Here is a 25,084-nt window from a genome sequence, read left to right on the forward strand (position 1 = left end):
GTCGCGCCTGCACCAGTGGCGTGCCTTGGAAAGGTGGTTTCAGCCGACCGATGCACCCCACTGAAGCCACCTTATTGAATGTTCCCTTATAGAGGAGCGCGACTCATGACCGTGATCAAGCAAGACGACCTGATTCAGAGCGTTGCCGACGCCCTGCAATTCATTTCCTACTACCACCCCGTTGACTTCATCCAGGCGATGCACGAGGCCTATCTGCGCGAAGAATCGCCGGCCGCCCGTGACTCGATCGCCCAGATTCTGATCAATTCGCGCATGTGCGCCACCGGCCATCGCCCGATCTGCCAGGACACCGGTATCGTCACCGTGTTCGTGCGCGTGGGCATGGACGTACGTTGGGATGGCGCCACCATGGGCCTGGACGACATGATCAACGAAGGCGTGCGTCGCGCCTACAACCTGCCGGAAAACGTCCTGCGCGCATCCATCCTGGCCGACCCGGCAGGCGCGCGTAAAAACACCAAGGACAACACCCCGGCAGTGATCCACTACTCCATCGTCCCGGGTAACACCGTGGAAGTGGACGTGGCCGCCAAGGGCGGTGGTTCCGAGAACAAGTCGAAAATGGCCATGCTCAACCCGTCCGACTCGATCGTCGACTGGGTGCTCAAGACCGTTCCGACCATGGGCGCCGGCTGGTGCCCACCGGGCATGCTCGGCATCGGCATCGGCGGCACCGCCGAGAAAGCCGCGGTGATGGCCAAGGAAGTGTTGATGGAATCCATCGACATCCACGAGCTGAAGAAGCGCGGCCCGCAGAACCGCATCGAAGAGATGCGCCTGGAGCTGTTCGAAAAGGTCAACCAACTGGGCATCGGCGCCCAGGGCCTGGGTGGCCTGACCACCGTGCTCGACGTGAAGATCATGGACTACCCGACCCACGCCGCGTCCCTGCCGGTGTGCATGATCCCCAACTGCGCCGCCACCCGCCACGCGCACTTCGTGCTCGACGGTTCGGGCCCGGCCTCGCTGGAAGCGCCATCGCTGGACGCCTACCCGGAAATCGTCTGGGAAGCCGGCCCATCGGCCCGTCGCGTCAACCTCGACACCCTGACGCCGGAAGAAGTGCAAAGCTGGAAGCCGGGCGAGACCGTGCTGCTCAACGGCAAGATGCTCACCGGTCGCGACGCGGCGCACAAGCGCATGGTCGAGATGCTGAACAAGGGCGAAACCCTGCCGGTGGACCTCAAGGGCCGCTTCATCTACTACGTCGGCCCGGTTGATCCGGTGCGCGAAGAAGTGGTTGGCCCGGCAGGCCCGACCACCGCGACGCGGATGGACAAGTTCACCCGTCAGATCCTCGAGCAGACCGGCCTGCTGGGCATGATCGGCAAGTCCGAGCGCGGCCCGACCGCCATCGAAGCGATCAAGGACCACAAGGCCGTGTACCTGATGGCCGTGGGTGGCGCCGCTTACCTGGTGGCGCAAGCCATCAAGAAATCGCGCGTCGTTGCGTTCGCCGAGCTGGGCATGGAAGCGATCTACGAGTTCGACGTGAAGGACATGCCGGTCACCGTTGCGGTGGACAGCAACGGCGAATCCGTACACATCACCGGTCCTGCCATCTGGCAGAAGAAGATCAGTGAGAGCCTGGCGGTGGAAGTGCAGTAAGCACCTCCCTGCAAGAATAAAGGCGACTGCGGCCCCACGGCCCAGTCGCCTTTTTTCATGATGAGTGCGGTCAAATGTGGGAGCAACTGTCTTGATGACCCTACGATCGTTCCCACGCTCCCGCGTGGGAATGTAGCCCGTGACGCTCCGCGTCACCCGTGCGCAATTGCCGAAACTTGCAGCGGTGGCGGAACGCGGAGCGTCCCAAGAGGCATTCCCACGCAGAGCGTGGGAACGATCAACTGCGGCCCCACGGCCCAGTCGCCTTTTTTCATGAGGAGTGCAGTCAACTGTGGGAGGGTGCTTGCTCCCTCCCACACAAGCCCTCTGACTGCACTAGCCAATGGCTCATGGTATGGTGCTAGCCCCCTACCGGCCTGTTCATCATCGTATGATCGCAATCCCTCGCCCCCTGCGCCTGACCTTCTACTCTCTGCTGATCATTGCCGGCGCCGTACTGGCCGCAGCGCTTGCCACGCGCCATGCCGAGCGCCAGGCCCTGGTGGACGATGCCGTTCGCGCCAACCAGCAACTCACGCTGTATGGCAACTCGCTGCACACCCTGATCGAACGCTACCGCGCCCTGCCCGCCGTGCTGGCCCTGGACTCGGAGATGATCAACGCCTTGAAAGGCCCGCTGGATGCCACTACCCAGGACGTGCTCAACCGCAAGCTGGAACGCATCAACGGCGCCGCACAGTCTTCCACCCTGGAATTGATGGACCGCACCGGCCTGGCCGTGGCCGCCAGCAACTGGAACCTGCCCAGCAGTTATGTGGGGCACAACTACGCGTTTCGCCCCTATTTCAGCCAGACCCTGAGCCAGGGCACCGGGCGTTTCTATGCGGTGGGGGTCACCACCGGGATTCCGGGCTATTTCCTTTCCAGCGCCGTGGTCGACGAACACGAGCAGTTCCTCGGCGCCATGGTGGTCAAACTCGAATTCCCCGAGCTCGAACGTGAATGGGCTCAGGGCAACGACCTGCTGCTGGTCAGCGATGCCCGCGGCATCGTGTTTATCGCCAACCAGCCGGGCTGGCGCTACCGCAGCTTGCGTGAGCTGTCGGCCAGCGACCTGGCGGAACTGAAAGCCACCCGCCAATACGACAAGAAGCAACTGCAACCGCTGGAGACCCGCATCCTGCAGCGCTTCGACGACAACAGCCACTTGATGCGCGTCAACGGCCCCGATGGCAACGCCAACTACATCTGGGAATCGCTGCCGCTCAAAGCCGAAGGCTGGACCCTGCACCTGCTGCGCAAGCCCCAGTTCCCGTTCGAAGACCAACGCAACGCCGGCCTTGCCGCCGCCGGGTCCTGGCTGGCGCTGGTGTTCCTGGTGCTGTTCCTGAGCCAACGCTGGCGCCTGGCGCGTTTGCGTCAACGCAGCCGCGAGGAGCTTGAGCAACTGGTCGAGGAGCGCACCCAGGCCCTGCGTACCGCCCAGGACGGCCTGGTGCAGTCGGCCAAGCTCGCGGCATTGGGGCAGATGTCCGCCGCCCTCGCCCACGAAATCAACCAACCGCTGACCGCCCAGCGCATGCAATTGGCCACGCTGCGGCTGTTGCTCGACCACGGCCGCGTCGACGATGCCTACAAGGCACTCACGCCGCTGGATGACATGCTCACACGCATGGCCGCGCTGACCGGCCACCTCAAGACCTTCGCGCGTAAAAGCCCCAGCGGCCTGCGCGAACGCCTGGACCTGGCCACGGTGGTCGATCAGTCCCTGCACCTGCTCGACGCGCGCCTGCGCGATGAAGCAGTCAGCACCGTGCTGGACGTGGCCCGCCCTGCCTGGGTACGTGGCGACGCGATTCGTCTGGAACAGGTGCTGATCAATCTGCTGCGCAACGCCTTGGACGCCATGGCCGACAAGCCGCGCAAACGCCTGGAAATCCATCTGCACGCCGATCAACAGCTCTGGCAACTGAGCGTCAGCGACAGCGGCGGCGGGATTGCCGAAGAACACCTGAACAACGTCTTCGACCCGTTCTTCACCACCAAGCCGGTGGGTGACGGGCTCGGCTTGGGGCTGGCGGTGTCCTACGCTATCGTGCATGAGCTGGGTGGACGCCTGGTCGCCGGCAATCGGGGCGACGGCGCAGTATTCACCCTGACCTTGCCTGTTGCGCTGGAGACGCCCGACCTATGTTGAACGCGGTGATTGTGGTCGATGACGAAGCCAGCATTCGTACGGCCGTCGAGCAATGGTTGAGCCTTTCAGGGTTCGAGGTGCAGTTGTTCAGCCGCGCCGAGGAATGCTTGGCGCAGTTGCCCAGGGACTTTCCCGGCGTGATCCTTAGCGACGTGCGCATGCCCGGCCTCAGCGGCCTGGAGCTGCTGGCCGAGGTGCAGCGTCGTGATGCCGACTTGCCGGTGATCCTGCTCACCGGCCATGGCGACGTGCCGATGGCCGTGGAAGCCATGCGCGACGGTGCCTACGACTTCCTCGAAAAGCCCTTCAGCCCGGACGCCCTGCTCAACAGCCTGCGCCGCGCCCTGGATAAACGCGGGCTGATTCTGGAAAACCGCCGCTTGCATCGCCAAGCCGATCATCGCGCGCAGCTGGAGTCGAGCCTGCTGGGGGTGTCCAGGAGCCTGCAAACCCTGCGACGCCAGGTGCTGGACCTGGCAACCCTGCCGGTCAACGTGTTGATCCGCGGTGAGACCGGCAGCGGCAAAGAGCTGGTTGCACGCTGCCTGCATGATTTCGGCCCACGGGCGAAAAAGCCCTTTGTGGCGCTCAACTGCGCCGCGATCCCCGAGCAACTGTTTGAGGCCGAGCTGTTTGGCCATGAAAGCGGTGCGTTCACCGGGGCCCAGGGCAAGCGTATCGGCAAACTGGAATATGCCCACGGCGGCACGCTGTTCCTCGATGAAATCGAAAGCATGCCCCTGGCCCAGCAGGTAAAACTGCTGCGCGTGTTGCAGGAACAGAAGCTGGAGCGCCTGGGTTCCAATCAAAGCATTCACGTGGATTTGCGCATCATCGCGGCCACCAAGCCGGATTTGCTGGAAGAGGCGCGTGCCGGGCGTTTTCGCGAAGACCTGGCGTATCGCCTCAACGTCGCGCAACTGCGCCTGCCACCCTTGCGTGAGCGGCGCGAAGATATTCCGCTGCTGTATGAACATTTTGCCCAGGACGCCGCCCAGCGCCTGGGGCGCAGCGCCGAACCGCTGAGTGGCCCGGCGTTGGGGCGCCTGCTCAGTCATGACTGGCCAGGCAACGTACGCGAGCTGGCCAACGCGGCCGAGCGCCAGGTGCTGGGGCTTGGCGAGCCGGAACCGGAAGGCATCGAGGCCGGGCAATCGTTGGCGGCCCAGCAAGAGGCGTTTGAAGCGCATTGCCTGAAAGCCGCGCTGACCCGGCACAAGGGCGATATCAAGGCGGTGCTGGCCGAGTTGCAACTGCCGCGGCGGACCCTCAATGAAAAGATGCAGCGCCATGGGTTGGTAAGGGAGATGTTTCTCTAGCGGCCTTCCGATCGCCATCGGGGGCAAGTCGAATCGTCGCACCGCCCCTCCCACACTTGGATGTGTTCACAAATCAAAATGTGGGAGGGGGCTTGCCCCCGATGAAGCCAGCAGCCATAAGCGGATTTCCGCTCATCACCACAAAACCATCAGCAACATTCCGCTCAAAAAAAAACCTGCAACCCTTCTAAACCGGGCCTTCACCCACCTGGCACAGCTCCTGCTAAAGCCCCAGCAGGCTGCGCACGCGCCGTTCCATAAAAACAACTAGATGAAGGATCCTTCAATGGATAACTCCAATACCTTGCCTCTGGGGTCGGCGGCTGCGCCGGCCAAAGAACGCACCACCTCCAGCCGGATCAAATCGATCTTCAGCGGCTCCGTCGGCAACATGGTCGAGTGGTATGACTGGTATGTCTACGCCGCGTTTTCGCTGTACTTCGCCAAGACCTTCTTCCCGAAGGGCGACACCACCGCCCAATTGCTCAACACCGCCGCGATCTTCGCCGTAGGCTTCCTGATGCGCCCTATCGGCGGCTGGCTGATGGGCCTGTACGCCGACAAGGTCGGGCGTAAAAAAGCCCTGATGGCCTCGGTCTACCTGATGTGCTTCGGCTCGCTGCTGATTGCACTGAGCCCAAGCTATGAAGTCATCGGCATCGGCGCGCCGATCCTGCTGGTGTTTGCCCGTCTGCTGCAGGGGCTGTCCGTCGGTGGCGAATACGGCACTTCCGCCACGTACCTCAGCGAGATGGCGACCAAGGAACGTCGTGGTTTCTATTCCAGCTTCCAGTACGTCACCCTGATCTCCGGCCAGCTCATAGCCCTGGCGGTGCTGATCGTCCTGCAGCAAGTGCTGACCACCGAGCAGCTGTATGCGTGGGGCTGGCGTATCCCGTTCGCCATCGGCGCCCTGTGTGCGGTGGTTGCGCTGTTCCTGCGTCGCGGCATGGAAGAGACCGAATCCTTCACCAAAAAGGAAAAAGCCAAGGAAAGCGCAATGCGCACCTTGATGCGCCACCCCAAGGAACTGCTCACCGTGGTCGGCCTGACCATGGGCGGCACCCTGGCGTTCTACACCTACACCACCTACATGCAGAAATACCTGGTGAACACCGTCGGCATGAGCATCTCCGACTCCACCACCATTTCGGCCGCCACGCTGTTTCTGTTCATGTGCCTGCAACCGCTGGTGGGCGGGCTGTCGGACAAGATTGGCCGTCGGCCGATCCTGATCGCCTTCGGTGTCCTCGGCACGTTGTTCACCGTGCCTATCCTCACCACCCTGCACACCATCCAGACCTGGTGGGGCGCGTTCTTCCTGATCATGGCGGCGCTGATCATCGTCAGCGGCTACACCTCGATCAACGCCGTGGTGAAAGCCGAGCTGTTCCCCACTGAAATCCGCGCCCTGGGTGTTGGCCTGCCGTATGCCCTGACCGTGTCGATCTTCGGCGGCACCGCTGAATACATCGCGCTGTGGTTCAAGAGCATCGGCATGGAAACCGGCTATTACTGGTACGTGACCGCCTGTATTGCCGTGTCGTTGCTGGTCTACGTGACCATGAAAGACACCCGCAAGCATTCTCGGATCACCACCGACTGAAAAAAATGTGGGAGGGGGCTTGCTCCCGATGGCGGTGTATCAGCTACGCATGAGCTGGCTGACACATTGCTATCGGGGGCAAGCCCCCTCCCACATTGGTTTGCATCGTTTGTTCAATCAGGACAGCTCTGCAACCTCGCTGCGCCCATAGCGGCGCTGCGCATAGGATGCGCCGGCAATCATCACCACCAGCACCGCCGCCAACACCGCCGACGAACCAATGGTGCCGAAATCCAGCCCACCCTTCTCATGGGGTTTGGTCAGGAAGTCGCCCAGCGTCGCGCCAAACGGCCGGGTCAGCACGAACGCCACCCAGAACAACAGCACTGACGAGATCCGGGTGAAGTACTTGAGCGCCACCACCAGAGCAATGGTCGAGCCGATCAGCAGCGCGCCGCCGGCAAAACCCAGCCCCGAATCGTCCGCCAGGAAATCGCCCAACGCGGTGCCAAGCGTGTTGGAAAACAGAATCGCCATCCAGTAGAACAGCTCGCCCCGAAAGCTCTGCACCTTGTTCACGTTCAGCGAATCGCCACTGAGGTGCCACAACGCAAAGATGATCATCAGCAGCACGATCAGGATCATTGAACCGGTGGCGTAACCCAGGCCCAGGGTTCGGTCCATGAAGTCCGACATGGTAGTACCGGCCGTGCTGGTAGAGAGGATCACGATCCAGTACAGCACCGGGTTGTAGGTTTTCGACCAGAGTTGCGTCACCAGGGTGACCAGGAACACGCTGATCAGGATCATTGAACTGAGCGCATAACCGACATTCAAGGTCATCGACAACAGGTCCCCGGCGGTTTCGCCCAAGGTGGTTGCGCAGATTTTCATGACCCAGAACGCCAGGGTGATCTGAGGAAGTTTATTCATAGTGCGAGTAGGCTCCGAGGCTCAGTCTTTTAATGGCCGACTTATGGGGGTGTCGACCTTGGGCGCAGCCTGAGGGGAGTGCTGTGAAAAATAGGTGGGCGACGAATGAAAATTCCATGGGGACGATGGAAATTCGCTGGCATGGGTTGCACTATGACCGCCTCTCAGAACACGCAGCAGGAAGCCTGGCCCATGTCCGACGATATCCACTTCTACGAACCCGCCAAAGGCCACGGCCTGCCTCATGACCCGTTCAATGCCATTGTCGGTCCGCGACCGATCGGCTGGATCTCGTCCCACGACAGCGAAGGCCGCCTGAACCTGGCGCCCTACAGTTTCTTCAACGCGTTCAATTACATTCCACCGATCATTGGGTTTTCCAGCGTCGGTCGAAAGGACAGCCTGAACAATATCGAGCAGACCGGCGAATTCGTGTGGAACCTGGCGACGCGCCCGCTGGCCGAGCAGATGAACCAGAGTTGCGCGGCCGTCTCGCCGGACGTGAATGAATTCGAGTTGTCCGGCCTGACGCCAGTGGCGTCGAAGATCGTCGGCGTACCGCGGGTGGGCGAGAGCCCGGTGTCGTTCGAGTGCAAGGTCACGCAGATCATCCAGCTGCAACGCGCCGACCAGCAGTTGGTACCCAGCTGGCTGGTACTGGGCGAAGTGGTCGCGGTGCACATCGCCAAATGGCTGCTCAAGGATGGGATCTACGACACCGCCGCCGCCGAGCCGATTTTGCGCGGTGGCGGCCCGGCGGATTATTTCCAGCTGGGTCCGGAGGCGCTGTTCAAGATGTACCGACCCGGCGCCACCAAAGCCTGACTGAACTACAACCTGTGGGAGGGGGCTTGCTCCCGATGGCGGTGTATCAGCTGCGCATGAGCTGGCTGACACACCGCTATCGGGGGCAAGCCCCCTCCCACATTTGGATCTACAGCAGGCGTTAGTTTGCTGTAGTTGCCCAGGCCAATTGACCCTCTGAGTCCACATCAACCAACTGCTCAAGCTGCACAGTCGCCGCATCGTCGGCGTCGGAGGCGGTCTTGAAGGTCTGCCCTTGCAGGATCTTGTGAAACTGCGGTGCGCCCATGCCATCCAGTGCCTTGACGGCGATGGCGGCGCTGTAGCCACCCTCTCCCGGCACTACGGCGGAAACGGCTTCGTGGTGGGCAAATTGTTTACGTGCCATGTTGAAAGTCCTGGCCAATGGAAAGTCGGCCATTCTAACCCTCTCAACCGGCCAGTTGCAGGTACTCGTCGTAGGCGTTGACGGCGGATGCATCGGTGAAGGTCTGGAAGTCCATGCTGCGCACGACCATGTCGTTCAGCAGCTCGGTAAAGACCATCAGGGCCGGCGAATTGAAGTAGGCGCTCATCGCCTGCTCACTGCTCCAGAAGCCCGAAATCAGCCACACATCGGGGTCGGTCTGGGAATGCTGCAACGAGAACTGCAAGCAACCCTGAGCCTGTCGGCCCGGTTCGATCAAACTGCTCAAGCGTGCACCGAGTTCGGTGCTGCACCCGGTACGGGCACGGATAAAGGCCATATGGCTCGCGGGAATGGGGGTGGACATGTTCGACTCTCCCGTTGAGAAGTGATGCTCGGCAAGCACTGTGGGGGCGTGTTGCCACAGGATCAAAGATAGCGGCGCCGGTGTGGGCACGGTTAGTCAATTCCTGCAGGCTTATTGCACAATCCTGCGAGAAGCGTAGGCAGGACGTCCCAGCCGCCGATTTATTCCACGCGCGAACGCCATGTTTCAGGGAGATGACAGCCCTCTTGCTTGCCTGATCCACGTAATGGCGCAGGATCAGGCAAGGATTGTGCAGAATCGACGTAACACTATTTGAAAACCCACCGCTAAGCTGAGCCCCATCAAACCCGCGTGTAGAGGACGCCCCATGTCGTCGCCCGACCTCAAGCCCATTCCCCTCGATGCCGAGATGGAAAAGCAGCGTGCCGAACTGGCCAGCATTGTGCATCGCCATACCTGGGAGGATGGTTCCTACGGCACGGCGATCACCTCGCTGTACCTGAACCGCCACAACACACCGCGCGACTTCATGCCGGTGCTGGTGGAGCCGGCCCTGTGCATCCTGGCCAGTGGCAGCAAGGAAGTGCGCCTGGCCGACGAAATCTTTGCCTACGACCCGCTCAACTACCTGGTGTTCTCGGTGGCCATGCCGGTGTCCGGCCGGATTATCGACGCCACTCCCGAAGACCCCAACCTCTCGGTGCGCATCAATATCGACCCGGCCCAGCTGACCGCGCTGATTGCCGAAGCCGGGCCGATGGGGGTGCCGTCGCGTCCAACCGCCCGCGGCATGTACGTCGACCGCATCGACAATCAGCTGCTCGACGCCGTGCTGCGCCTGACTCGCCTGCTGGACACACCCAAAGATATCGCGATGCTCGCACCGCTGATCAACCGCGAAATTCTCTACCGCTTGTTGCGTGGGCCCCAAGGCTATCGTCTGTACGAAATTGCCGTGGCCAACAGCCAGAGCCATCGGGTGAGCCAGGCGATCAAGTGGTTGAACGGCAATTACGAACAGCCGCTGCGCATCGATGACCTGGCGCGGGAAGTGAACCTGAGCGTCTCGACCTTGCACCACCGCTTCAAGGCGATCACCGCCATGAGCCCGCTGCAATACCAGAAACAACTGCGCTTGCAGGAAGCCCGGCGACTGATGATTGCCGAAGGGCTGGAGGCTTCGGCAGCCGGGTATCGGGTGGGGTATGAAAGCCCGTCGCAATTCAGCCGGGAATACAGCCGGTTGTTTGGTGCACCGCCACTTAGAGACCTGGCCAGGCTGCGCCAAAGCATCTGATGCAATGAAGATCAAAATGTGGGAGGGGGCTTGCCCCCGATGGCGGTGGGCCAGCTACAGATAAGCTGACTGACAGACGGCTATCGGGGGCAAGCCCCCTCCCACATGGGCTCCGGCGTATGTTCAGTCAAGGCCGCGGGGCAGTTGCAGGGTCACCCGCAATCCACCCTCGCGCAAATTCTGCAAACTCACTTCACCGCCATGGCTGTGGGCGATGTTGCGCGCGATCCCCAGCCCCAAGCCATAGCCCTGCTGCTGCCCGGCGAGGCGAAAGTGCGGTTCGAACACCTGCTCCAGGCGCTGTTCCGGCACGCCGGGGCCTTCGTCATCCACGTGCAGGATGAACTCGATGCCGTTGTCCTCGATACGCAAATGCGCGTTCTGCCCGTATTTGAGCGCATTGTCGATCAGGTTGCCGATGCAACGCTTGAGCGCCAGCGGCTTGCCCGGGTAGGTGCTCAGGGCGTGCCCATGCTGGGTGACTCGCCCATTGCCGTTGGGCGCCAGATAGGGTTCCACCACGCATTCGAGCACGTGGTTGAGGTCCACCGGCTGGATGTTTTCGTGGATATCGGTGTCTTTCACGCATTGCAGGGCGCCCTTGACCAGCAATTCCAGCTCATCCAGGTCACGTCCGAACTTGGTTTGCAGGTTCTCGTCTTCAAGCAGTTCCACGCGCAGGCGCAGGCGTGTGATGGGCGTGCGCAAGTCGTGTGAAATCGCGCTGAACAACTGGCTGCGTTCGGTCAGGTAACGGCTGATGCGCTCACGCATGGCATTGAACGCACGCCCCACTTCCACCACTTCACTGCCGCCACCTTCGGCCACCGGCTCTACATCGGCGCCCAGGGACATGTCCCGCGCCGCCCGCGCCAGGCGCTTGAGCGGCCGGCTTTGCCAATGCACCAGCAGGCCGATAAACAGCAGCAGAAAACCGCTGGTCAACACGATAAACCACACCTGCTGGGCGGGCAGGCCTTGCTCTTCAAGGCTGGTGTAGGGCTCGGGCAACAGCGAGGCGATGTACAGCCATTCACCGGGCGCGAGCTGAATCTGGGTGACCAGCACCGGCGGGTTGACCGGCTCCAGGGTCAATGCGTAGTGAGCCCAGGAGCGCGGCAGTTCATCGAGTTTGAGGCCGGCATTGAAGATGCGCAGGTCTTCGGCGCTGACGAACTCCACCGAGATATGCACATCGGCGCCGAGGGTCTGGCGCAGCACCTCGTCCACCGCCACCAGCACCGCCTGCTTGCGCGGGGTTTCGGGCAAGATCTGCATGTCCAGCGGGCGATCATTGAGGGTCACCACGAACCGCGTGCCGCCCATGCTGCGCAACTGATCGAGCACCAGCGGGCGATAGGCCACCGGCAATGAACGGAAGTAACTCACGCTGGCGGTCATCGAATGCGCCAGGCTACGGGCGCTGGTGACCAGGCCTTCCAACTGAGTGGCACGCAGCTGCGACACCCAGATCACGCTGGACAACGCCTGGGCGAACAACACGGCGAGCAGGGTCAGCAGCAACATGCGCCCAAGCAGCGAGCGGGGCACGGGAAAACGGCGGCGGCGTTCGCTCAGGTGTTCAGTGGGCATTGCCGGCAACCACGCTGGCTGCCAGTTGATAGCCGCTGCCGCGTACGGTGCGGATCAGCCGCGGAGGTTTTTCGGTGTCGCGCAGGCGTTGGCGCAGGCGGCTGACGGCCATGTCGACGATCCGATCCAACGGCATCAGGTCGCGACCACGGGTGGCGTTGCCGATGGTGTCGCGGTCGAGGATCTGTTGCGGGTGGTCGAGAAACAACTTGAGCAAGGCAAAGTCGGCACCGGAGAGGATCACCTCTTCGCCATCCACGTGAAACAGGCGATGGCTGATCATATCCAGGCGCCACTCGTCGAACACCAACACCTCGCCGCCACTGCTGCGCTCCTGGCCGAACTGGCAGCGACGCAGCAGCGCCTTGATCCGCGCCTGCAACTCGCGGGGGCTGAACGGCTTGCCGATGTAGTCATCGGCGCCCAGCTCCAGGCCGATCACGCGGTCGGCTTCGTCGGAACTGGCGGTAAGCATGATGATCGGCACCTGCGCCTGGCGCGGGTGCTGGCGGATCCAGCGGCAGAGGCTGAAACCGTCTTCGTCCGGCAACATCACATCGAGGATAACCAGGTCGCACGGCGCCTCGTTCATTGCCTGGCGGAACCCCGCGCCATCGGCCACGCCACGGACCTGGAAGCCGGCGCGACTGAGGTAGGTTTGCAGCAATTCGCGGATTTCCTGGTCGTCGTCGACGAGGAGAATCGATTTACTGATTACGCTCACGGGGTCCTCCTTGTTGTGATGGGGTGTTCTTGAGGGCCTCATCGGGGGCAAGCCCCCTCCCACATTTGAAACGCATTCCAGTGTGGGAGGGGGCTTGCCCCCGATGAGCCATCACAGCCTAAGCAAATGCCTGCTCCAGCGCCACACCCGCCCCGGTCAACCCCGAATACGGCGCCGTTACCAACCATACCGGAATGCCCTTGAAGTAGTCGCTCATGCAACCTTTGTCGGCAAAGCTTTTGGCGAAACCGCTGTTGATAAAGAAGTCGGCAAACCTCGGTATCACCCCGCCCACGATATACACGCCGCCACGCCCACCCGTGGTCAGCACATTGTTGCCCGCCACCCGGCCCAGCCAGATGCTGAACTGGTCGAGGACTTCCATCGCCACCGGATCGCCCGCCAGGCCCGCCGCCGTGATCGCCTCGGGCGTGTCCAGTACCGGTGTGTGTCCGTCCACCGCACAAATCGCCCGGTACAGGCGCGGCAAACCGCCGCCGCTCAACGCGGTTTCAGCGCTGACATGGCCGATCTCGCTGTAGATGTGTTGCCACAACTGGGTTTCCCGCGGGCTGCTCAGGGGCAGGTCGACATGGCCGCCCTCCCCTGGCAATGCGGCATAACGGCCTGCGCCGAAGTCCAGCAGGGTACCGACGCCCAGGCCGGTGCCCGGGCCGATCACCACCGCCGGTCGCAACGGCTCCGGGGTGCCTTCGCAGACCACGCGAAATTCATCGGGCTGCAAGCGGGTCATGCCCAGGGCCATGGCCGAGAAATCGTTGACCAGCAGCAGTTCGTCCACCTGCAACGTCTGGCAGAACGCCGTCTTGCTCAAGCGCCAGTGGTTATTGGTGAACTTGAACTCATCGCCGCTCACCGGCCCGGCCACCGACAGGCACACCGCGCCAATGTCACCCAGCGCCAGGCCTGCTTGCTTGAGATAGACCTTGATGGCCTCCTCAGGGCTTGAGTGATCCGCCGTGGCCAGCACGCGGATCGCATGCAGAGCCTGATCCCGCCACAACGCAAAACGGGCGTTGGTACCCCCGATATCACCGACCAGCGCTAACTTCACTTAAGCGTCTCCAAGGCAGAGGTAAAGGCGCTGGCGCCCTGCTCTGCGGAGCTTGCGGCCAAGCGCATGAATGCAAACAACTCGCGACCGGCGCCCACGTTATTGCCCAACAGGCCCGTGGCCGGCGTGCGCGCGGCAAATTCTTCGGCGTCCACCTTAAGCTCTAGGGTGCCGGTGACGCCATCGACGCGAATGATATCGCCATCTTTAACCCGCGCCAGCGGCCCGCCGCTCTGGGCTTCGGGGTTGACGTGGATCGCGGCGGGGATCTTACCCGACGCGCCGGACATACGCCCGTCTGTCACCAGCGCCACTTTGAAACCACGGTCCTGCAACACGCCCAGAAACGGCGTCATCTTGTGCAATTCGGGCATGCCGTTGGAGCGCGGGCCCTGAAAGCGCATCACCGCGACGAAGTCTTTTTCCAACTGACCGGCCTTGAACGCATCGGCCAGGTCCTGTTGGTCCTGGAACACCACGGCCGGTGCTTCGACCACCTGGTGCTCCGGCGCGACGGCCGAGACTTTCATCACGCCACGGCCGAGGTTGCCTTCCATCACCCGCAAGCCGCCTTCCGGCGAAAACGCACGGGCCACGGGGCGCAGGATGGTTTCGTCGAGGCTTTCGATGGGGCCGTCGCGCCAGATCAGTTCGCCGTCGACCAGGAACGGCTCCTGGGTGTACCGGCTCAAGCCCTTGCCCGCCACGGTGTTGACGTCTTCGTGCAGCAGGCCGGCTTCGAGCAGTTCGCGGATCAGGAACGACATGCCGCCCGCTGCCTGGAAATGGTTGATGTCAGCCTTGCCGTTCGGATACACGTGGGACAGGGTCGGGACCACCTCGGAGAGGTCGGCCATGTCCTGCCAGGTCAGGATGATGCCCGCCGACATGGCGATGGCCGGCATGTGCAGCGTGTGGTTGGTGGACCCGCCCGTGGCGTTGAGGGCGACGATGGAGTTGACGATGGACTTTTCGTCGACGATCTCGCCGATGGGCGTGAAGTTGCCGTTGGCCTTGGTCAGGCGCGTGACCTGGTGCGCGGCCTCGCGGGTCAGCGCATCGCGCAGCGGCGTGTACGGGTTGACGAACGAAGCGCCCGGCAGGTGCAGGCCCATCACTTCCATCAACAGCTGGTTGGTGTTGGCGGTGCCGTAGAAGGTGCAGGTACCGGGGCTGTGGTAGGACTTCATCTCCGATTCCAGCAGCTCTTCGCGGGCGGCCTTGCCTTCGGCGTAGCGCTGGCGCACATCGGCTTTCTGCTTGTTGGAGATGCCCGACGGCATCGGTCCGCCGGGCACGAAGACCATCGGCAGGTGCCCATAGCGCAGCGCGCCCATCATCAGGCCGGGGACGATCTTGTCGCAGATGCCCAGCATCAGCGCGGCGTCGAACATGTTATGGGACAGCGCTACCGCCGTGGACATGGCGATGACTTCGCGGCTGAGCAGGCTCAGTTCCATGCCCGGCTCGCCCTGGGTCACGCCGTCGCACATGGCGGGCGTGCCACCGGCGAACTGGCCGACCGAGCCGACTTCGCGCAGGGCTTTCTTGATTTGTTCAGGGAAATGTTCGTACGGCTGGTGCGCCGAAAGCATGTCGTTATACGAAGAAACAATTGCCACGTTGGCGGCATTCATCATGCGCAGGCTGTTTTTGTCTTCGGTGCCGCAACCCGCCACGCCGTGGGCGAAGTTGGCGCACTGCAGCTTGCCGCGCATCGGACCGTCGCTGGCTGCGCCGCGAATGAGCGCAAGGTAGGCCTCGCGGGTGGCGCGGCTGCGGGCGATAAGCCGTTCGGTGACCTCAAGAACGCGGGGATGCATGTATAGAACTCCAGGCTAACGGATATGGCGACCTGAGTGTCTATGCTGATCAAACGCCCGCAGCGCATGGGATGGCAGGGAGTCGTTTGGATCATCGGACCAGTTGATTCAGGTCACTCGTTGTAGATTGAACAAAATATTGCCACTAAAAAGGCTTGTTTTCTATTTTTATGCGAATAATCTTGTAATTCTTACAACAAATCGACGATAGGCACCTTCCAATGACTCTACGTATCGCAATCAATGGTTTTGGCCGCATCGGCCGTAATGTCCTGCGCGCACTGTATACCCAAGGCTACCGCCAGGATTTGCAGATCGTCGCCATCAACGATCTGGGCGACAGTTCGATCAATGCCCACCTGCTCAAATACGACACCGTCCATGGCACATTCGAAGCAGAGGTCGCCCACGATCAGGAAAGCCTGACCGTCAATGGCGACCGGATCGCCGTCAGTGCCATTCGCAACCCGGCCGACCTGCCGTGGGCCGCGCACAAGATCGACGTGGTGTTCGAATGCACCGGTCTGTTCACCGACCGTGACAAGGCTGCCGCCCATATTACCGCCGGCGCGCGCAAGGTGATCATCTCCGCCCCGGCCAAGGGCGCGGACGCGACCGTGGTCTACGGTGTGAACCACGACATTCTGCGTCAATCGCACCAGATCATCTCCAACGCATCCTGCACCACCAACTGCCTGGCACCGGTGGCCCAGGTGCTGCACCGCGAACTGGGCATCGAAAGCGGCCTGATGACCACTATCCATGCCTACACCAATGACCAGAACCTGACCGACGTCTACCACACCGACCCGTACCGCGCGCGTTCGGCCACCCAGAACATGATCCCGAGCAAGACCGGCGCCGCTGAAGCCGTCGGCCTGGTGCTGCCGGAACTCGCGGGCAAGCTGACCGGCATGGCCGTGCGCGTGCCGGTGATCAACGTGTCGCTGGTGGACCTCACCGTACAGCTGAAGAAAGAAGCCACGGCCGATGAAGTCAACGCGCTGTTGAAGCACGCCAGCCAACACTCGAAGATCCTCGGCTACAACACCCTGCCGCTGGTTTCCAGTGACTTCAACCATAACCCGCTGTCGTCGATCTTCGACGCCAACCACACCAAGGTCAGCGGCAAGCTGCTTAAAGTGCTGGCCTGGTATGACAACGAGTGGGGCTTCTCCAACCGCATGCTGGATAACTGCCTGGCGCTTTGCAACGCCGAGTAAACCCATTTGGAATGGGGCTTGTGTGGGAGGGGGCTTGCTCCCGATGGCGGTGTGTCAGTCAGACTGTCCATAACTGATATACCGCTATCGGGGGCAAGCCCCCTCCCACATTTGAGCTGCAAGGCTGCAGAAATAGCCACTTGCCATTTCGGTTGATGATAAGCATTATCATTAACTGCAAATCGGTCTGGTATCACTGTGAGCCAATCTCGCTTCAACCACGTCTTTCTCACCCAACGGGTGATCCTGCTGCGCACGCTGCAACGCATGGTGAATAACCACAGCACCGCCGAGGACCTGTTGCAGGAAACCTACCTGCGCGTGACCCGGGCCCTGAGTGAGCGGCCGATCGACCACCTGGAACCCTTCGTCTACCAGACAGCCCGCAACCTGGCGCTGGATCATTTGCGTTCGCGCAGGATTCAGGCCCGCACCCTGCAGGAAGATGTCCCGCTGGATATCCTGCAAAGCGTCGCCGCCCCGATCAGCACACCTGAAGACGCGACCCAGGCCGAGCAATTGCTTGAGCACCTGAGCGTCAGCCTGGGCCAGTTGAGCGCCCGCCAGCAACGCATCTTCATCCTCAGCCGCCTGCACGGTTGCAGCTACCAGGAGATTGCCGATCAGTTGCAGGTGTCCTTGAGCACCGTACAAAAGGAACTGAAGTTGATCATGGCCATCTGTGTAGGTGTGGCCGAACGGCTGGATCAGCCTTAAGCTTCACTCCGACAGAAGTGTCGATCCAAGCTGTAGGAAAAATGAATAGAACGTGGCGAAGACCCGAGGAACACCGTGACGGACCCGAATAAACTGCGCCCCCATGAGCTGGCTCATGAGGTGCTGCAAGACGCGGCCATGGACCAAGCCCTCGACTGGCTGATCGCCATGCAATGCCCGCAGCCCGGCCAGCACGCCGCGTTCCAGGCCTGGCTGGCCGAGAGCCCAACGCATGCCCACGCCTTCAGCAAAGCCCAGGCTGCCTGGGGCGGCGCGCCGGTGCACAGCGCCGCCGTGGCCCTGGCCGCGCCGCGCAAGCCGAGCGCCTGGCGCCGGGTCAAACCGCACTGGAAACCCCTGGCCACCGCCGCCGTGCTGCTGCTCGGCCTGTTCAGTTCCAGCAACCTGCCGGTACGCCTGCAAGCCGACCACCTCACCGTGGTCGGCGAGCGCCAGCGCCTGCAACTGGACGAAGGTTCCAACGTACTGCTCAACACCAATTCGGCGTTTTCCAGCAGCATCAAGGACCACCAGCGCATCGCCCGCCTCTACCAGGGCGAAGCGTTTTTCGACATCGCCCCCGCCCGTGGCCTGCCGCTGGAAATCGACGCCGGCCCGGTGCGCGCCAGCGTGCAGGACACCGCGTTTGCCGTGCGCTATCTCGACGGCGAAGCCCAGGTGCAAGTGCAGCGCGGTGATGTCGACCTGAGCAATACCTTCGACGACGCGCGGGTGCGCCTGAGTGCCGGCGAGAGCATCCGCATCGGCCCCAAGGGCTTCGGCCAGCCGGCCAAGCTGGACGCCGGCAAGGACCTGGCCTGGGTCCAGGGCCGCCTGGTCTTCGAGAACTGTCCGATGAGCGAGGTGCTGGCGGAGCTGCGTCGCTATTACCCGGGCTGGATCGTCAACACCAACGACAAGCTCGCCAGCGTCGCCGTCACCGGCAATTATCGCCTCGACCAGCCGCTGGACGTGGTGCGTTCCCTGGCCCACATCACCTCGGCCAAGCTGTCGGAATACCCGGCGCTGGTCATCCTGAACTAAATGAGAATTATTTTTACTCGATCCTGACCGGCGATACGTCTCGTTATAGCCAATGCAACTGATTCCTATTTGGATCGGTTCGCAACTATAAGATTCGTATCTCCGGAGCGCTCTCGATGTCCTCTCGTTTCAACCGCCGGTCTTGTTCGCCCGTCCTGTCCCTGCTGACCGTCGCCATACTGATGGCCGGCGCGCCGGCGATGGCCGCCACTGCCGTCGAACCGGTGCCGCGCAGCCACGGCAACTACACGTTCAGCATCGAACAGCAGCCATTGGTGTCGGCACTGAATGCCTTTACCGGCGTGACCGGCTGGCAAGTCGGCCTGCCGGCCGAGCTGGGCCAGGGTGTGTCGTCCCCGGGCGTGCGCGGTGCGTTGTCGCCGGAGAAGGCGCTAGAGCGGCTGTTGGCGGGGACCAACCTGAGCTATCGCAAGCTGGGCAATAACAACATCGTCCTGGAGAAACGTGCCGCCGGCAGCGCTCTGAACCTGCAGCAAGTGACCATCAGCGCCACCCGCACCGAGCAGGATGTGGACAGCGTACCGAGCATGGTCAGCGTGCACGACCGCCAGGAGCTGGACCGCCAGAACGTCAATACCACCCGTGAACTGGTGCGTTACGAGCCGGGCGTGTCGGTGGGCGGCGCCGGCACCCGCTCGGGCAACGCGGGCTATAACATTCGCGGTATCGACGGTGATCGCATTCTTACCCAGGTCGACGGCGTGGAAGTGCCGGACAACTTCTTCAACGGCCCCTACGCCAAGACCCGGCGCAACTACGTCGACCCGGAAATCGTCAAGCGCGTGGAAATCCTGCGCGGTCCGGCCTCGGCCCTGTACGGCAGCAGTGCCATTGGCGGCGCGGTGAGCTACTTCACTCTCGACCCGGATGACATCATCAAGCCCGGCCAGGACGTCGGCGCGCGCCTGAAGACCGGTTACAGCTCCGCCGACGAAAGCTGGCTGACCTCCGCCACCGTCGCCGGCCGCCTGCAGGACTTCGACGGCTTGCTGCACCTGAGCCAGCGCAACGGTCACGAAACCGAATCCTATGACGGCAACAACGCCACCGGCCTGGCCCGCACCGGCGCCAACCCCGAAGACGCGCGCACTACCAACGTGCTGGCCAAACTCGGCTGGAATTATGGCGACGACAACCGCCTGGGCCTGACCTACGAGAAGTACAAGGATGATCGCGACGTCAACCTGAAGAACGCCGTGGGCGGCCCGTTCGTGGGTGGACGCGGTTTCAACCTTTACCGAGACCGTCGCGGCAACGACACCATTACCCGCGAGCGTTTCGGCCTGGAAAACAGCTTCGCCCTCGACTCGCCCATCGCCGACCGCATCAAGACCAGCCTCAATTACCAGATCGCCAAGACCGACCAGACCACGGCTGAAATCTACCAGTCGGGCCGTCGCGTATTGCGCACCCGCGACACGTTGTACGAAGAGAAACAGTGGGTCTTCGATGCGCAACTGGACAAGGCCTTCAGCCTCGGTGACACCGATCACCAGGTCACCTACGGCACTACGCTCAAGCAGCAGAAAGTCACCGGTTCGCGCGAAGGCAGCGCCACCTGCCTGGCGGTCGGCAGCGGTTGCACCGCCATCGGCGCGCCCAGCCCATCGGCCAGCGACAGCGTGAAGAAAGCCAGCGACTTCCCCGACCCGACCATCAACACCTATTCGCTGTTCGCCCAGGACCAGATCACCTGGGACAAATGGACCTTCCTGCCCGCCGTGCGTTACGACTACACCCGGCTCAAGCCCAAGCTGACCGAGGAATTCCTCAGCACCGTGAACCCCACCGGTGAATATTCCGTCGACGGCAAGGACAAGACCTGGCACCGCGTCACGCCCAAGTTCGGCCTGACCTACGCCCTGACCGATCAATACACTTGGTTCGGCCAATACGCCGAAGGTTTCCGCACACCGTCGGCAAAAGCCCTGTACGGCCGCTTCGAAAACCTCAACCTGGGCTACACCGTGGAGCCCAACCCCGACCTCAAGCCGGAAACCAGCAAGGGCATCGAAACCGGGTTGCGCGGCAAGTTCGACGAGGGGTCCTTTGAAATCGCGGTGTTCTACAACAAATACCGCGACTTCATCGACGAAGACAACGCGGTGGTCGGCGGCACCGTCGAACAGTTCCAGGCGGTGAATATCAAGCGCGCCACCATCAAGGGCGCCGAAGCCAAGGGTCGTCTGAACCTGGATGCCTTCGGTGCACCACAAGGCCTGTATACCCAGGGTGCGGTGTCCTACGCCCATGGCCGCAACGACGACAACGGCGAGCCGCTCAACAGCGTCAACCCGCTCAAAGGCGTCTTCGGCCTGGGCTACGACCAGGACAGCTACGGCGGCCTGGTGAGCTGGACCCTGGTGAAAAAACAGAATCGCGTCGACAGCAGCACCTTCCACGCGCCGGACGGCGATACCAGCGGCCCGTTCAAGACGCCGGGGTTCGGCATTCTCGACCTGACCGCCTACTACAAAGTCACCCAAGACGTGACCATCAACGGCGGCGTCTACAACCTCACCGACAAGAAATACTGGAACTGGGATGACGTACGCAGCTACGACAGCGTCGGCGAAGCCGCGGTGACCGGCCCGGCCAACCTTGATCGCCTGACCCAGCCGGGTCGCAACTTCGCGATCAATGTGATCTGGGACATCTGATAGCACTTGCCCAATCTGGCCGCGATGACTCCGCGGCCAGATGAGGATTTTTTACTGTGCCGCGTCTTCCTGTTCGTCTAGTTGATAACCGCTCGCTTTAGAGCCAACAGGCGCTACCCCTTCTCAAGGACTTTTTCATGACCGCTTCTCCTACCGCAGAACGTCCAAGCCTGCGCTCCCAGCGCCTGAACCAGATCACCCACGAACCGCACACCAAGCTCGACGCGCTGGTCAAAGCCCACGCCCCGTTTGAAACCCAGGCCAACTTCGCCCGCTTCGTGGTGGCGCAGTACCTGTTTCAATCGGAATTGGTCGCGCTGTACAACGATGCCGAACTGAACCAGATCATCCCGGACCTGGCCCAGCGTTGCCGCGCAGAGGCCGCCAGACTCGACCTGGGCGACCTCGACACCGACGTGCCTGCACCGGTTGCCGGTGCCGTGAACAACCCCGGCCGCGCCGAGGCCCTGGGCTGGCTGTTCGTCTCCGAAGGCTCCAAACTGGGCGCTGCCTTCCTGATCAAACGTGCCGTGGGCCTGGGCCTGAGCGAAACCTTCGGTGCCCGCCACCTGGGCGAGCCGGAGGGCGGGCGTGCCGAAGGCTGGAAACGCTTCACCCGCACCCTCGATGCGATGCAACTGAGTGCCGAAGAGGAAGCGGCCGCGGAGAAAGGTGCGGTCGATGCGTTCGTACGCTTCACCGTATTGCTGGAACAGGCGTACGCTAGCGCCCCTGAACTGGCCTGAGCCCCAACTTAAACGCGATCCAATGTGGGAGGGGGCTTGCTCCCGATGGCGGTGTATCAGTCAACGAATCTATTACTGACCCACCGCCATCGGGAGCAAGCCCCCTCCCACATTCAGACCGCATTTCAATGCTGACTTTTTTGTTGCTCCCAACCTTGCACACACCATGACCCGCAAACTCCAATCCACCTCTAAAATCGCGCAGATCCTGTACGGCCTGCTGGCCTACGTCAGCCTGGGGATCGGCCTGGTGGCGATTGTCATACCGGGTTTGCCCACCACCGAATTCATCCTGCTGGCCGCCTGGGCCGCCACTAAAAGCTCACCACGCCTCAGCGCCTGGCTGGAAAACCACCGCCTGTTCGGACCCATCCTGCTCAACTGGCGCAATGGCAAGATCATCGCGCGCCGGGCCAAAGTCAGCGCCACCGTGAGCATGCTGCTGTGCGCCGCGCTGATGCTGGTGATGCTCGACCATGGCTGGCCGATCTACCTGGCAATCGCCGGCATGAGCCTGGGCAACCTGTGGATCTGGTCGCGCCCCGAGCAGCTCGCACGCCCCGTATAACGCTGCGTGCAGGCGCCTACCGCTCATCGGCTGTTACTCATGAATTGATTTGTTACGCCGATGTTTCAGACATGGCGCCGAACGGACTTGGCACTTTTGCGTGCTTCTCAACAAGTCCATTCGTGAGTGAACCTATGTTCGACACCCTCTCCATCCGCTTGAAAATCGTGCTGCTGTCCGGCCTCTGCCTGCTAGGCGTGATTGCACTGGTGGTCGGCATCAACATCTACAACACCAACCAGAACGACCAACTGGTCAGTGACTCAAGCTCACGAATGCTGACGGCCAGCGTAGAGCAGCTGCTGCAAGCCAAGGCGGCGGAACAGGCCGTGCAGTTGCAGAAGACCTTCAATGAAAACCTGCTGGTGGTCACCGCCCTCGCCGACCAGGTCAAAGACCTGCGCAACCTCGCAGCCAAGCGTTCCCTGGAAGCCGGAGCCCTGCGCGAAGAACTCAACCAAAGCGTAAAAACCGCCTTTGACCGCAACACCAAGGTGTTGGGCATCTGGCTGTCGTTCGAACCCAACGCACTGGATGGCAAGGACAGCGAATTCGTTGACGACAAGGCACGCGTCTCCAACGAGAAAGGCCGCTTCTCCAGCTACTGGAGCCGGGCCGGCGGCGAAAGCCTGAACACGATCATGGTTGAAGATGACCTGACGAAAACCTCCCTCAACCTCAGCGGCACGCCCTACAACATTTGGTACACCTGCCCACGAGACACACGTGCCACCTGCCTGCTGGACCCGTACGAAGACACGGTGGCCGGCAAGCCCGTGCTGATGACCACCATCTCCCAGCCTTTGATCGTGGACGGCAAGGTGATCGGCGTGGTCGGTGTGGACATCGCCCTCAACGCCCTGCAAGCCGTCACCGATGCGGCTCAGAAAGACCTGTTCAACGGCGCTGGGCATTTGGAAGTGCTGTCCAGCACCGGCCTGATCGCCGCCTACAGCGGTGAACCGGCGCGTGTGGGCAAGAACCTGATCGACACCCTTGGCGCCGAAGGCAAAGAGATCGTGCAACTGCTCGCCAGTGATCGCCCGATGATCCGCGAACAGGACGAGACCATTCGCGCCGTGTACCCCGTCAAGCCGATTGCCGACGCCAAATCCTGGGGCGTCGTGATCAAGCTGCCCAAGGCCGTGATGCTCGCCGATAACGTCAAGCTGCAAGCGGTGCTTGACGACGCGCAGGCCACAGGCACCCTCAAAGCCTTGCTGGTCGCGGCGGCCGCCGGCCTTGTCGGCCTGCTGCTGATCTGGCTGACCGCCACCGGCGTGACCCGCCCGATCAACAGCGTGGCGGCCATGCTCAAGGACATCGCCAGCGGCGACGGCGACCTCACCCAACGCCTGGCCTATGCCAAAAAAGACGAACTGGGCGAGCTGGTGAACTGGTTCAATCGCTTCCTCGACAAGCTGCAACCGACCATTGCGCAGATCAAGCAGAGCATCACCGAAGCGCGCGGCACGGCCGACCAGTCCTCGGCCATTGCGCGCCAGACCAGCGAAGGCATGCAGGTGCAGTTCCGCGAAATCGACCAGGTGGCCACCGCGTCCAATGAAATGAGCGCCACCGCCCATGACGTCGCCAACAGCGCCTCCAACGCCGCCAGCGCGGCACGCGGCGCGGACCAGTCGGCACGCGAAGGCATGTCGATCATCGAACAAAGCACCCGCGACATCACCACCCTGGCCGAGGAAGTCAGCAAGGCGGTGGGCGAAGTCGAGGCGCTGGCCGTCAACAGCGAACAGATCGGTTCGGTCCTGGAAGTGATCCGCAGCATTGCCGAACAGACCAACCTGCTGGCGTTGAACGCGGCAATCGAAGCGGCACGTGCCGGAGAAAGCGGGCGCGGCTTTGCCGTGGTGGCCGATGAGGTGCGCAACCTGGCCAAACGCACCCAGGATTCGGTCGAGGAAATTCGCCTGGTGATCGAACGCATCCAGAGCGGCACCCGCGGCGTGGTGGCGAGCATGCACTCAAGCCAAAGCCAGGCCCAGAGCAATGCCGGGCAGATCCATCAGGCCGTGCAGGCGCTGGGCAAGATCAGCGACGCGGTGACGGTGATCAGCGACATGAACCTGCAGATCGCCAGCGCCGCCGAACAGCAAAGCGCAGTGGCTGAAGAGGTCAATCGCAACGTCTCGGCGATCCGCACCGTGACCGAAACCCTCACCGGCCAGGCCACCGAGTCGGCGGCCATCAGCAGCCAGCTCAATGCCTTGGCCAGCCAGCAGATGAAGTTGATGGATCAATTCAAGGTCTGAATAACACCACACCTCAATGTGGGAGGGGGCTTGTCCCCTCCCACAGTTGGAGTACCGCTTAGACTCCCGGTCAGCCAGCAAGTGAAGTTGATGGATCAGCGGAATATCTGGAAACAGCACAGGCCCAATGTGGGAGGGGGCTTGCCCCCGATGGCGGTGTGTCAGCCACAAATAAGCCAGCTCACCCACCGCTATCG

General features: G+C 62.2%; 20 protein-coding genes and 1 pseudogene. 14 read left to right on the forward strand and 7 right to left on the reverse strand.

Annotated elements, in window-relative coordinates:
- Positions 1-105 precede the first annotated feature (105 nt).
- The 4 genes from SC318_RS21135 to SC318_RS21150 all read left to right on the forward strand — a co-directional run bounded on the left by SC318_RS21135 (position 106) and on the right by SC318_RS21150 (position 6,712).
- Positions 106-1,629, forward strand: coding sequence for a fumarate hydratase (locus SC318_RS21135; RefSeq protein WP_032879675.1), 1,524 nt, complete (start codon positions 106-108; stop codon positions 1,627-1,629).
- A 391-nt stretch (positions 1,630-2,020) separates the two neighbouring features.
- Positions 2,021-3,787 (forward strand): two-component system sensor histidine kinase MifS, encoded by a 1,767-nt coding sequence (locus tag SC318_RS21140; RefSeq protein WP_320428324.1) that lies wholly within the window; start codon positions 2,021-2,023, stop codon positions 3,785-3,787.
- Positions 3,781-5,106: a two-component system response regulator MifR gene (locus SC318_RS21145; protein ID WP_320428325.1), complete on the forward strand. Its 1,326-nt coding sequence runs from the start codon at positions 3,781-3,783 to the stop codon at positions 5,104-5,106. Before SC318_RS21140 ends, SC318_RS21145 begins: the two co-directional genes overlap by 7 nt.
- A gap of 286 nt (positions 5,107-5,392) precedes the next feature.
- Positions 5,393-6,712 carry an MFS transporter gene (locus SC318_RS21150; RefSeq protein ID WP_320428326.1) on the forward strand — a complete coding sequence of 440 codons (1,320 nt, stop codon included), beginning with the start codon at positions 5,393-5,395 and terminating at the stop codon, positions 6,710-6,712.
- A gap of 117 nt (positions 6,713-6,829) precedes the next feature.
- Here SC318_RS21150 and SC318_RS21155 read toward each other — a convergent pair whose 3' ends face one another.
- Positions 6,830-7,585, reverse strand: a complete 756-nt coding sequence (locus tag SC318_RS21155; RefSeq protein ID WP_320428327.1) for a COG4705 family protein — start codon at positions 7,583-7,585, stop codon at positions 6,830-6,832.
- A gap of 192 nt (positions 7,586-7,777) precedes the next feature.
- On the opposite strand from SC318_RS21155, the gene SC318_RS21160 reads away from it, so the two are divergent.
- Positions 7,778-8,410 carry a flavin reductase family protein gene (locus SC318_RS21160; protein WP_320428328.1) on the forward strand — a complete coding sequence of 211 codons (633 nt, stop codon included), beginning with the start codon at positions 7,778-7,780 and terminating at the stop codon, positions 8,408-8,410.
- 121 nt (positions 8,411-8,531) lie between these two features.
- On the opposite strand, the gene SC318_RS21165 is transcribed toward SC318_RS21160, so the two are convergent.
- Both SC318_RS21165 and SC318_RS21170 read right to left on the reverse strand, forming a co-directional pair.
- Entirely contained in the window at positions 8,532-8,777 is a 246-nt protein-coding gene (locus SC318_RS21165) for a hypothetical protein (RefSeq protein ID WP_320428329.1), read from the reverse strand.
- A 43-nt stretch (positions 8,778-8,820) separates the two neighbouring features.
- Positions 8,821-9,162, reverse strand: coding sequence for an antibiotic biosynthesis monooxygenase family protein (locus tag SC318_RS21170; protein WP_306494444.1), 342 nt, complete (start codon positions 9,160-9,162; stop codon positions 8,821-8,823).
- Positions 9,163-9,490: 328 nt separating this feature from the next.
- Between SC318_RS21170 and SC318_RS21175 the strand changes: the two genes are divergently transcribed.
- Positions 9,491-10,420 carry an AraC family transcriptional regulator gene (locus SC318_RS21175; protein WP_320428330.1) on the forward strand — a complete coding sequence of 310 codons (930 nt, stop codon included), beginning with the start codon at positions 9,491-9,493 and terminating at the stop codon, positions 10,418-10,420.
- 123 nt (positions 10,421-10,543) lie between these two features.
- Here SC318_RS21175 and SC318_RS21180 read toward each other — a convergent pair whose 3' ends face one another.
- The 4 genes from SC318_RS21180 to edd all read right to left on the reverse strand — a co-directional run bounded on the left by SC318_RS21180 (position 10,544) and on the right by edd (position 15,635).
- Positions 10,544-12,013 carry an ATP-binding protein gene (locus tag SC318_RS21180; RefSeq protein ID WP_320428331.1) on the reverse strand — a complete coding sequence of 490 codons (1,470 nt, stop codon included), beginning with the start codon at positions 12,011-12,013 and terminating at the stop codon, positions 10,544-10,546.
- Positions 12,003-12,737 carry a response regulator gene (locus SC318_RS21185; RefSeq protein ID WP_124364221.1) on the reverse strand — a complete coding sequence of 245 codons (735 nt, stop codon included), beginning with the start codon at positions 12,735-12,737 and terminating at the stop codon, positions 12,003-12,005. Before SC318_RS21185 ends, SC318_RS21180 begins: the two co-directional genes overlap by 11 nt.
- 118 nt (positions 12,738-12,855) lie before the next feature.
- Positions 12,856-13,812, reverse strand: a complete 957-nt coding sequence (locus SC318_RS21190; RefSeq protein ID WP_320428332.1) for a glucokinase — start codon at positions 13,810-13,812, stop codon at positions 12,856-12,858.
- Positions 13,809-15,635, reverse strand: a complete 1,827-nt coding sequence (edd, locus tag SC318_RS21195; protein ID WP_320428333.1) for a phosphogluconate dehydratase — start codon at positions 15,633-15,635, stop codon at positions 13,809-13,811. The genes SC318_RS21190 and edd overlap by 4 nt, the downstream gene beginning before the upstream one ends.
- A 221-nt stretch (positions 15,636-15,856) precedes the next feature.
- Here edd and gap point away from each other — a divergent pair, with 221 nt between their 5' ends.
- The 8 genes and pseudogenes from gap to SC318_RS27140 all read left to right on the forward strand — a co-directional run bounded on the left by gap (position 15,857) and on the right by SC318_RS27140 (position 24,887).
- On the forward strand, positions 15,857-16,858 hold the full coding sequence (gene gap, locus SC318_RS21200) for a type I glyceraldehyde-3-phosphate dehydrogenase (RefSeq protein ID WP_124388026.1): 1,002 nt from the start codon (positions 15,857-15,859) through the stop codon (positions 16,856-16,858).
- A gap of 198 nt (positions 16,859-17,056) precedes the next feature.
- Entirely contained in the window at positions 17,057-17,575 is a 519-nt protein-coding gene (locus tag SC318_RS21205) for an RNA polymerase sigma factor (protein ID WP_124368204.1), read from the forward strand.
- A gap of 75 nt (positions 17,576-17,650) precedes the next feature.
- On the forward strand, positions 17,651-18,619 hold the full coding sequence (locus SC318_RS21210) for a FecR family protein (RefSeq protein ID WP_320428334.1): 969 nt from the start codon (positions 17,651-17,653) through the stop codon (positions 18,617-18,619).
- A 116-nt stretch (positions 18,620-18,735) separates the two neighbouring features.
- Positions 18,736-21,300, forward strand: coding sequence for a TonB-dependent receptor (locus tag SC318_RS21215; protein ID WP_320428335.1), 2,565 nt, complete (start codon positions 18,736-18,738; stop codon positions 21,298-21,300).
- Positions 21,301-21,437: 137 nt separating this feature from the next.
- On the forward strand, positions 21,438-22,046 hold the full coding sequence (locus SC318_RS21220) for a biliverdin-producing heme oxygenase (RefSeq protein ID WP_320428336.1): 609 nt from the start codon (positions 21,438-21,440) through the stop codon (positions 22,044-22,046).
- A 166-nt stretch (positions 22,047-22,212) separates the two neighbouring features.
- Positions 22,213-22,614: a YbaN family protein gene (locus tag SC318_RS21225; RefSeq protein WP_320428337.1), complete on the forward strand. Its 402-nt coding sequence runs from the start codon at positions 22,213-22,215 to the stop codon at positions 22,612-22,614.
- Between the two features lie 275 nt (positions 22,615-22,889).
- Positions 22,890-24,029 (forward strand): annotated as a pseudogene (locus SC318_RS27135) (HAMP domain-containing protein); the annotation flags it as partial.
- A gap of 102 nt (positions 24,030-24,131) precedes the next feature.
- Positions 24,132-24,887, forward strand: a complete 756-nt coding sequence (locus tag SC318_RS27140) for a methyl-accepting chemotaxis protein (protein ID WP_413817650.1) — start codon at positions 24,132-24,134, stop codon at positions 24,885-24,887.
- The last annotated feature ends 197 nt before the right edge of the window (positions 24,888-25,084 follow it).

This window comes from Pseudomonas sp. MUP55 (assembly GCF_034043515.1).
Classification (GTDB): Bacteria; Pseudomonadota; Gammaproteobacteria; order Pseudomonadales; family Pseudomonadaceae; genus Aquipseudomonas.

What these genes read in the sequence shown, in the direction of transcription:
- SC318_RS21135 (WP_032879675.1), top strand. Translation starts at nt 106, where the DNA reads ATGACCGTGATCAAGCAAGACGACCTGATTCAGAGCGTTGCCGACGCC.
- SC318_RS21140 (WP_320428324.1), top strand. Translation starts at nt 2,021, where the DNA reads ATGATCGCAATCCCTCGCCCCCTGCGCCTGACCTTCTACTCTCTGCTG.
- SC318_RS21145 (WP_320428325.1), top strand. Translation starts at nt 3,781, where the DNA reads ATGTTGAACGCGGTGATTGTGGTCGATGACGAAGCCAGCATTCGTACG.
- SC318_RS21150 (WP_320428326.1), top strand. Translation starts at nt 5,393, where the DNA reads ATGGATAACTCCAATACCTTGCCTCTGGGGTCGGCGGCTGCGCCGGCC.
- SC318_RS21155 (WP_320428327.1), bottom strand. Translation starts at nt 7,585, where the DNA reads ATGAATAAACTTCCTCAGATCACCCTGGCGTTCTGGGTCATGAAAATC.
- SC318_RS21160 (WP_320428328.1), top strand. Translation starts at nt 7,778, where the DNA reads ATGTCCGACGATATCCACTTCTACGAACCCGCCAAAGGCCACGGCCTG.
- SC318_RS21165 (WP_320428329.1), bottom strand. Translation starts at nt 8,777, where the DNA reads ATGGCACGTAAACAATTTGCCCACCACGAAGCCGTTTCCGCCGTAGTG.
- SC318_RS21170 (WP_306494444.1), bottom strand. Translation starts at nt 9,162, where the DNA reads ATGTCCACCCCCATTCCCGCGAGCCATATGGCCTTTATCCGTGCCCGT.
- SC318_RS21175 (WP_320428330.1), top strand. Translation starts at nt 9,491, where the DNA reads ATGTCGTCGCCCGACCTCAAGCCCATTCCCCTCGATGCCGAGATGGAA.
- SC318_RS21180 (WP_320428331.1), bottom strand. Translation starts at nt 12,013, where the DNA reads ATGCCCACTGAACACCTGAGCGAACGCCGCCGCCGTTTTCCCGTGCCC.
- edd (WP_320428333.1), bottom strand. Translation starts at nt 15,635, where the DNA reads ATGCATCCCCGCGTTCTTGAGGTCACCGAACGGCTTATCGCCCGCAGC.
- gap (WP_124388026.1), top strand. Translation starts at nt 15,857, where the DNA reads ATGACTCTACGTATCGCAATCAATGGTTTTGGCCGCATCGGCCGTAAT.
- SC318_RS21215 (WP_320428335.1), top strand. Translation starts at nt 18,736, where the DNA reads ATGTCCTCTCGTTTCAACCGCCGGTCTTGTTCGCCCGTCCTGTCCCTG.
- SC318_RS21220 (WP_320428336.1), top strand. Translation starts at nt 21,438, where the DNA reads ATGACCGCTTCTCCTACCGCAGAACGTCCAAGCCTGCGCTCCCAGCGC.
- SC318_RS21225 (WP_320428337.1), top strand. Translation starts at nt 22,213, where the DNA reads ATGACCCGCAAACTCCAATCCACCTCTAAAATCGCGCAGATCCTGTAC.
- SC318_RS27140 (WP_413817650.1), top strand. Translation starts at nt 24,132, where the DNA reads ATGCAGGTGCAGTTCCGCGAAATCGACCAGGTGGCCACCGCGTCCAAT.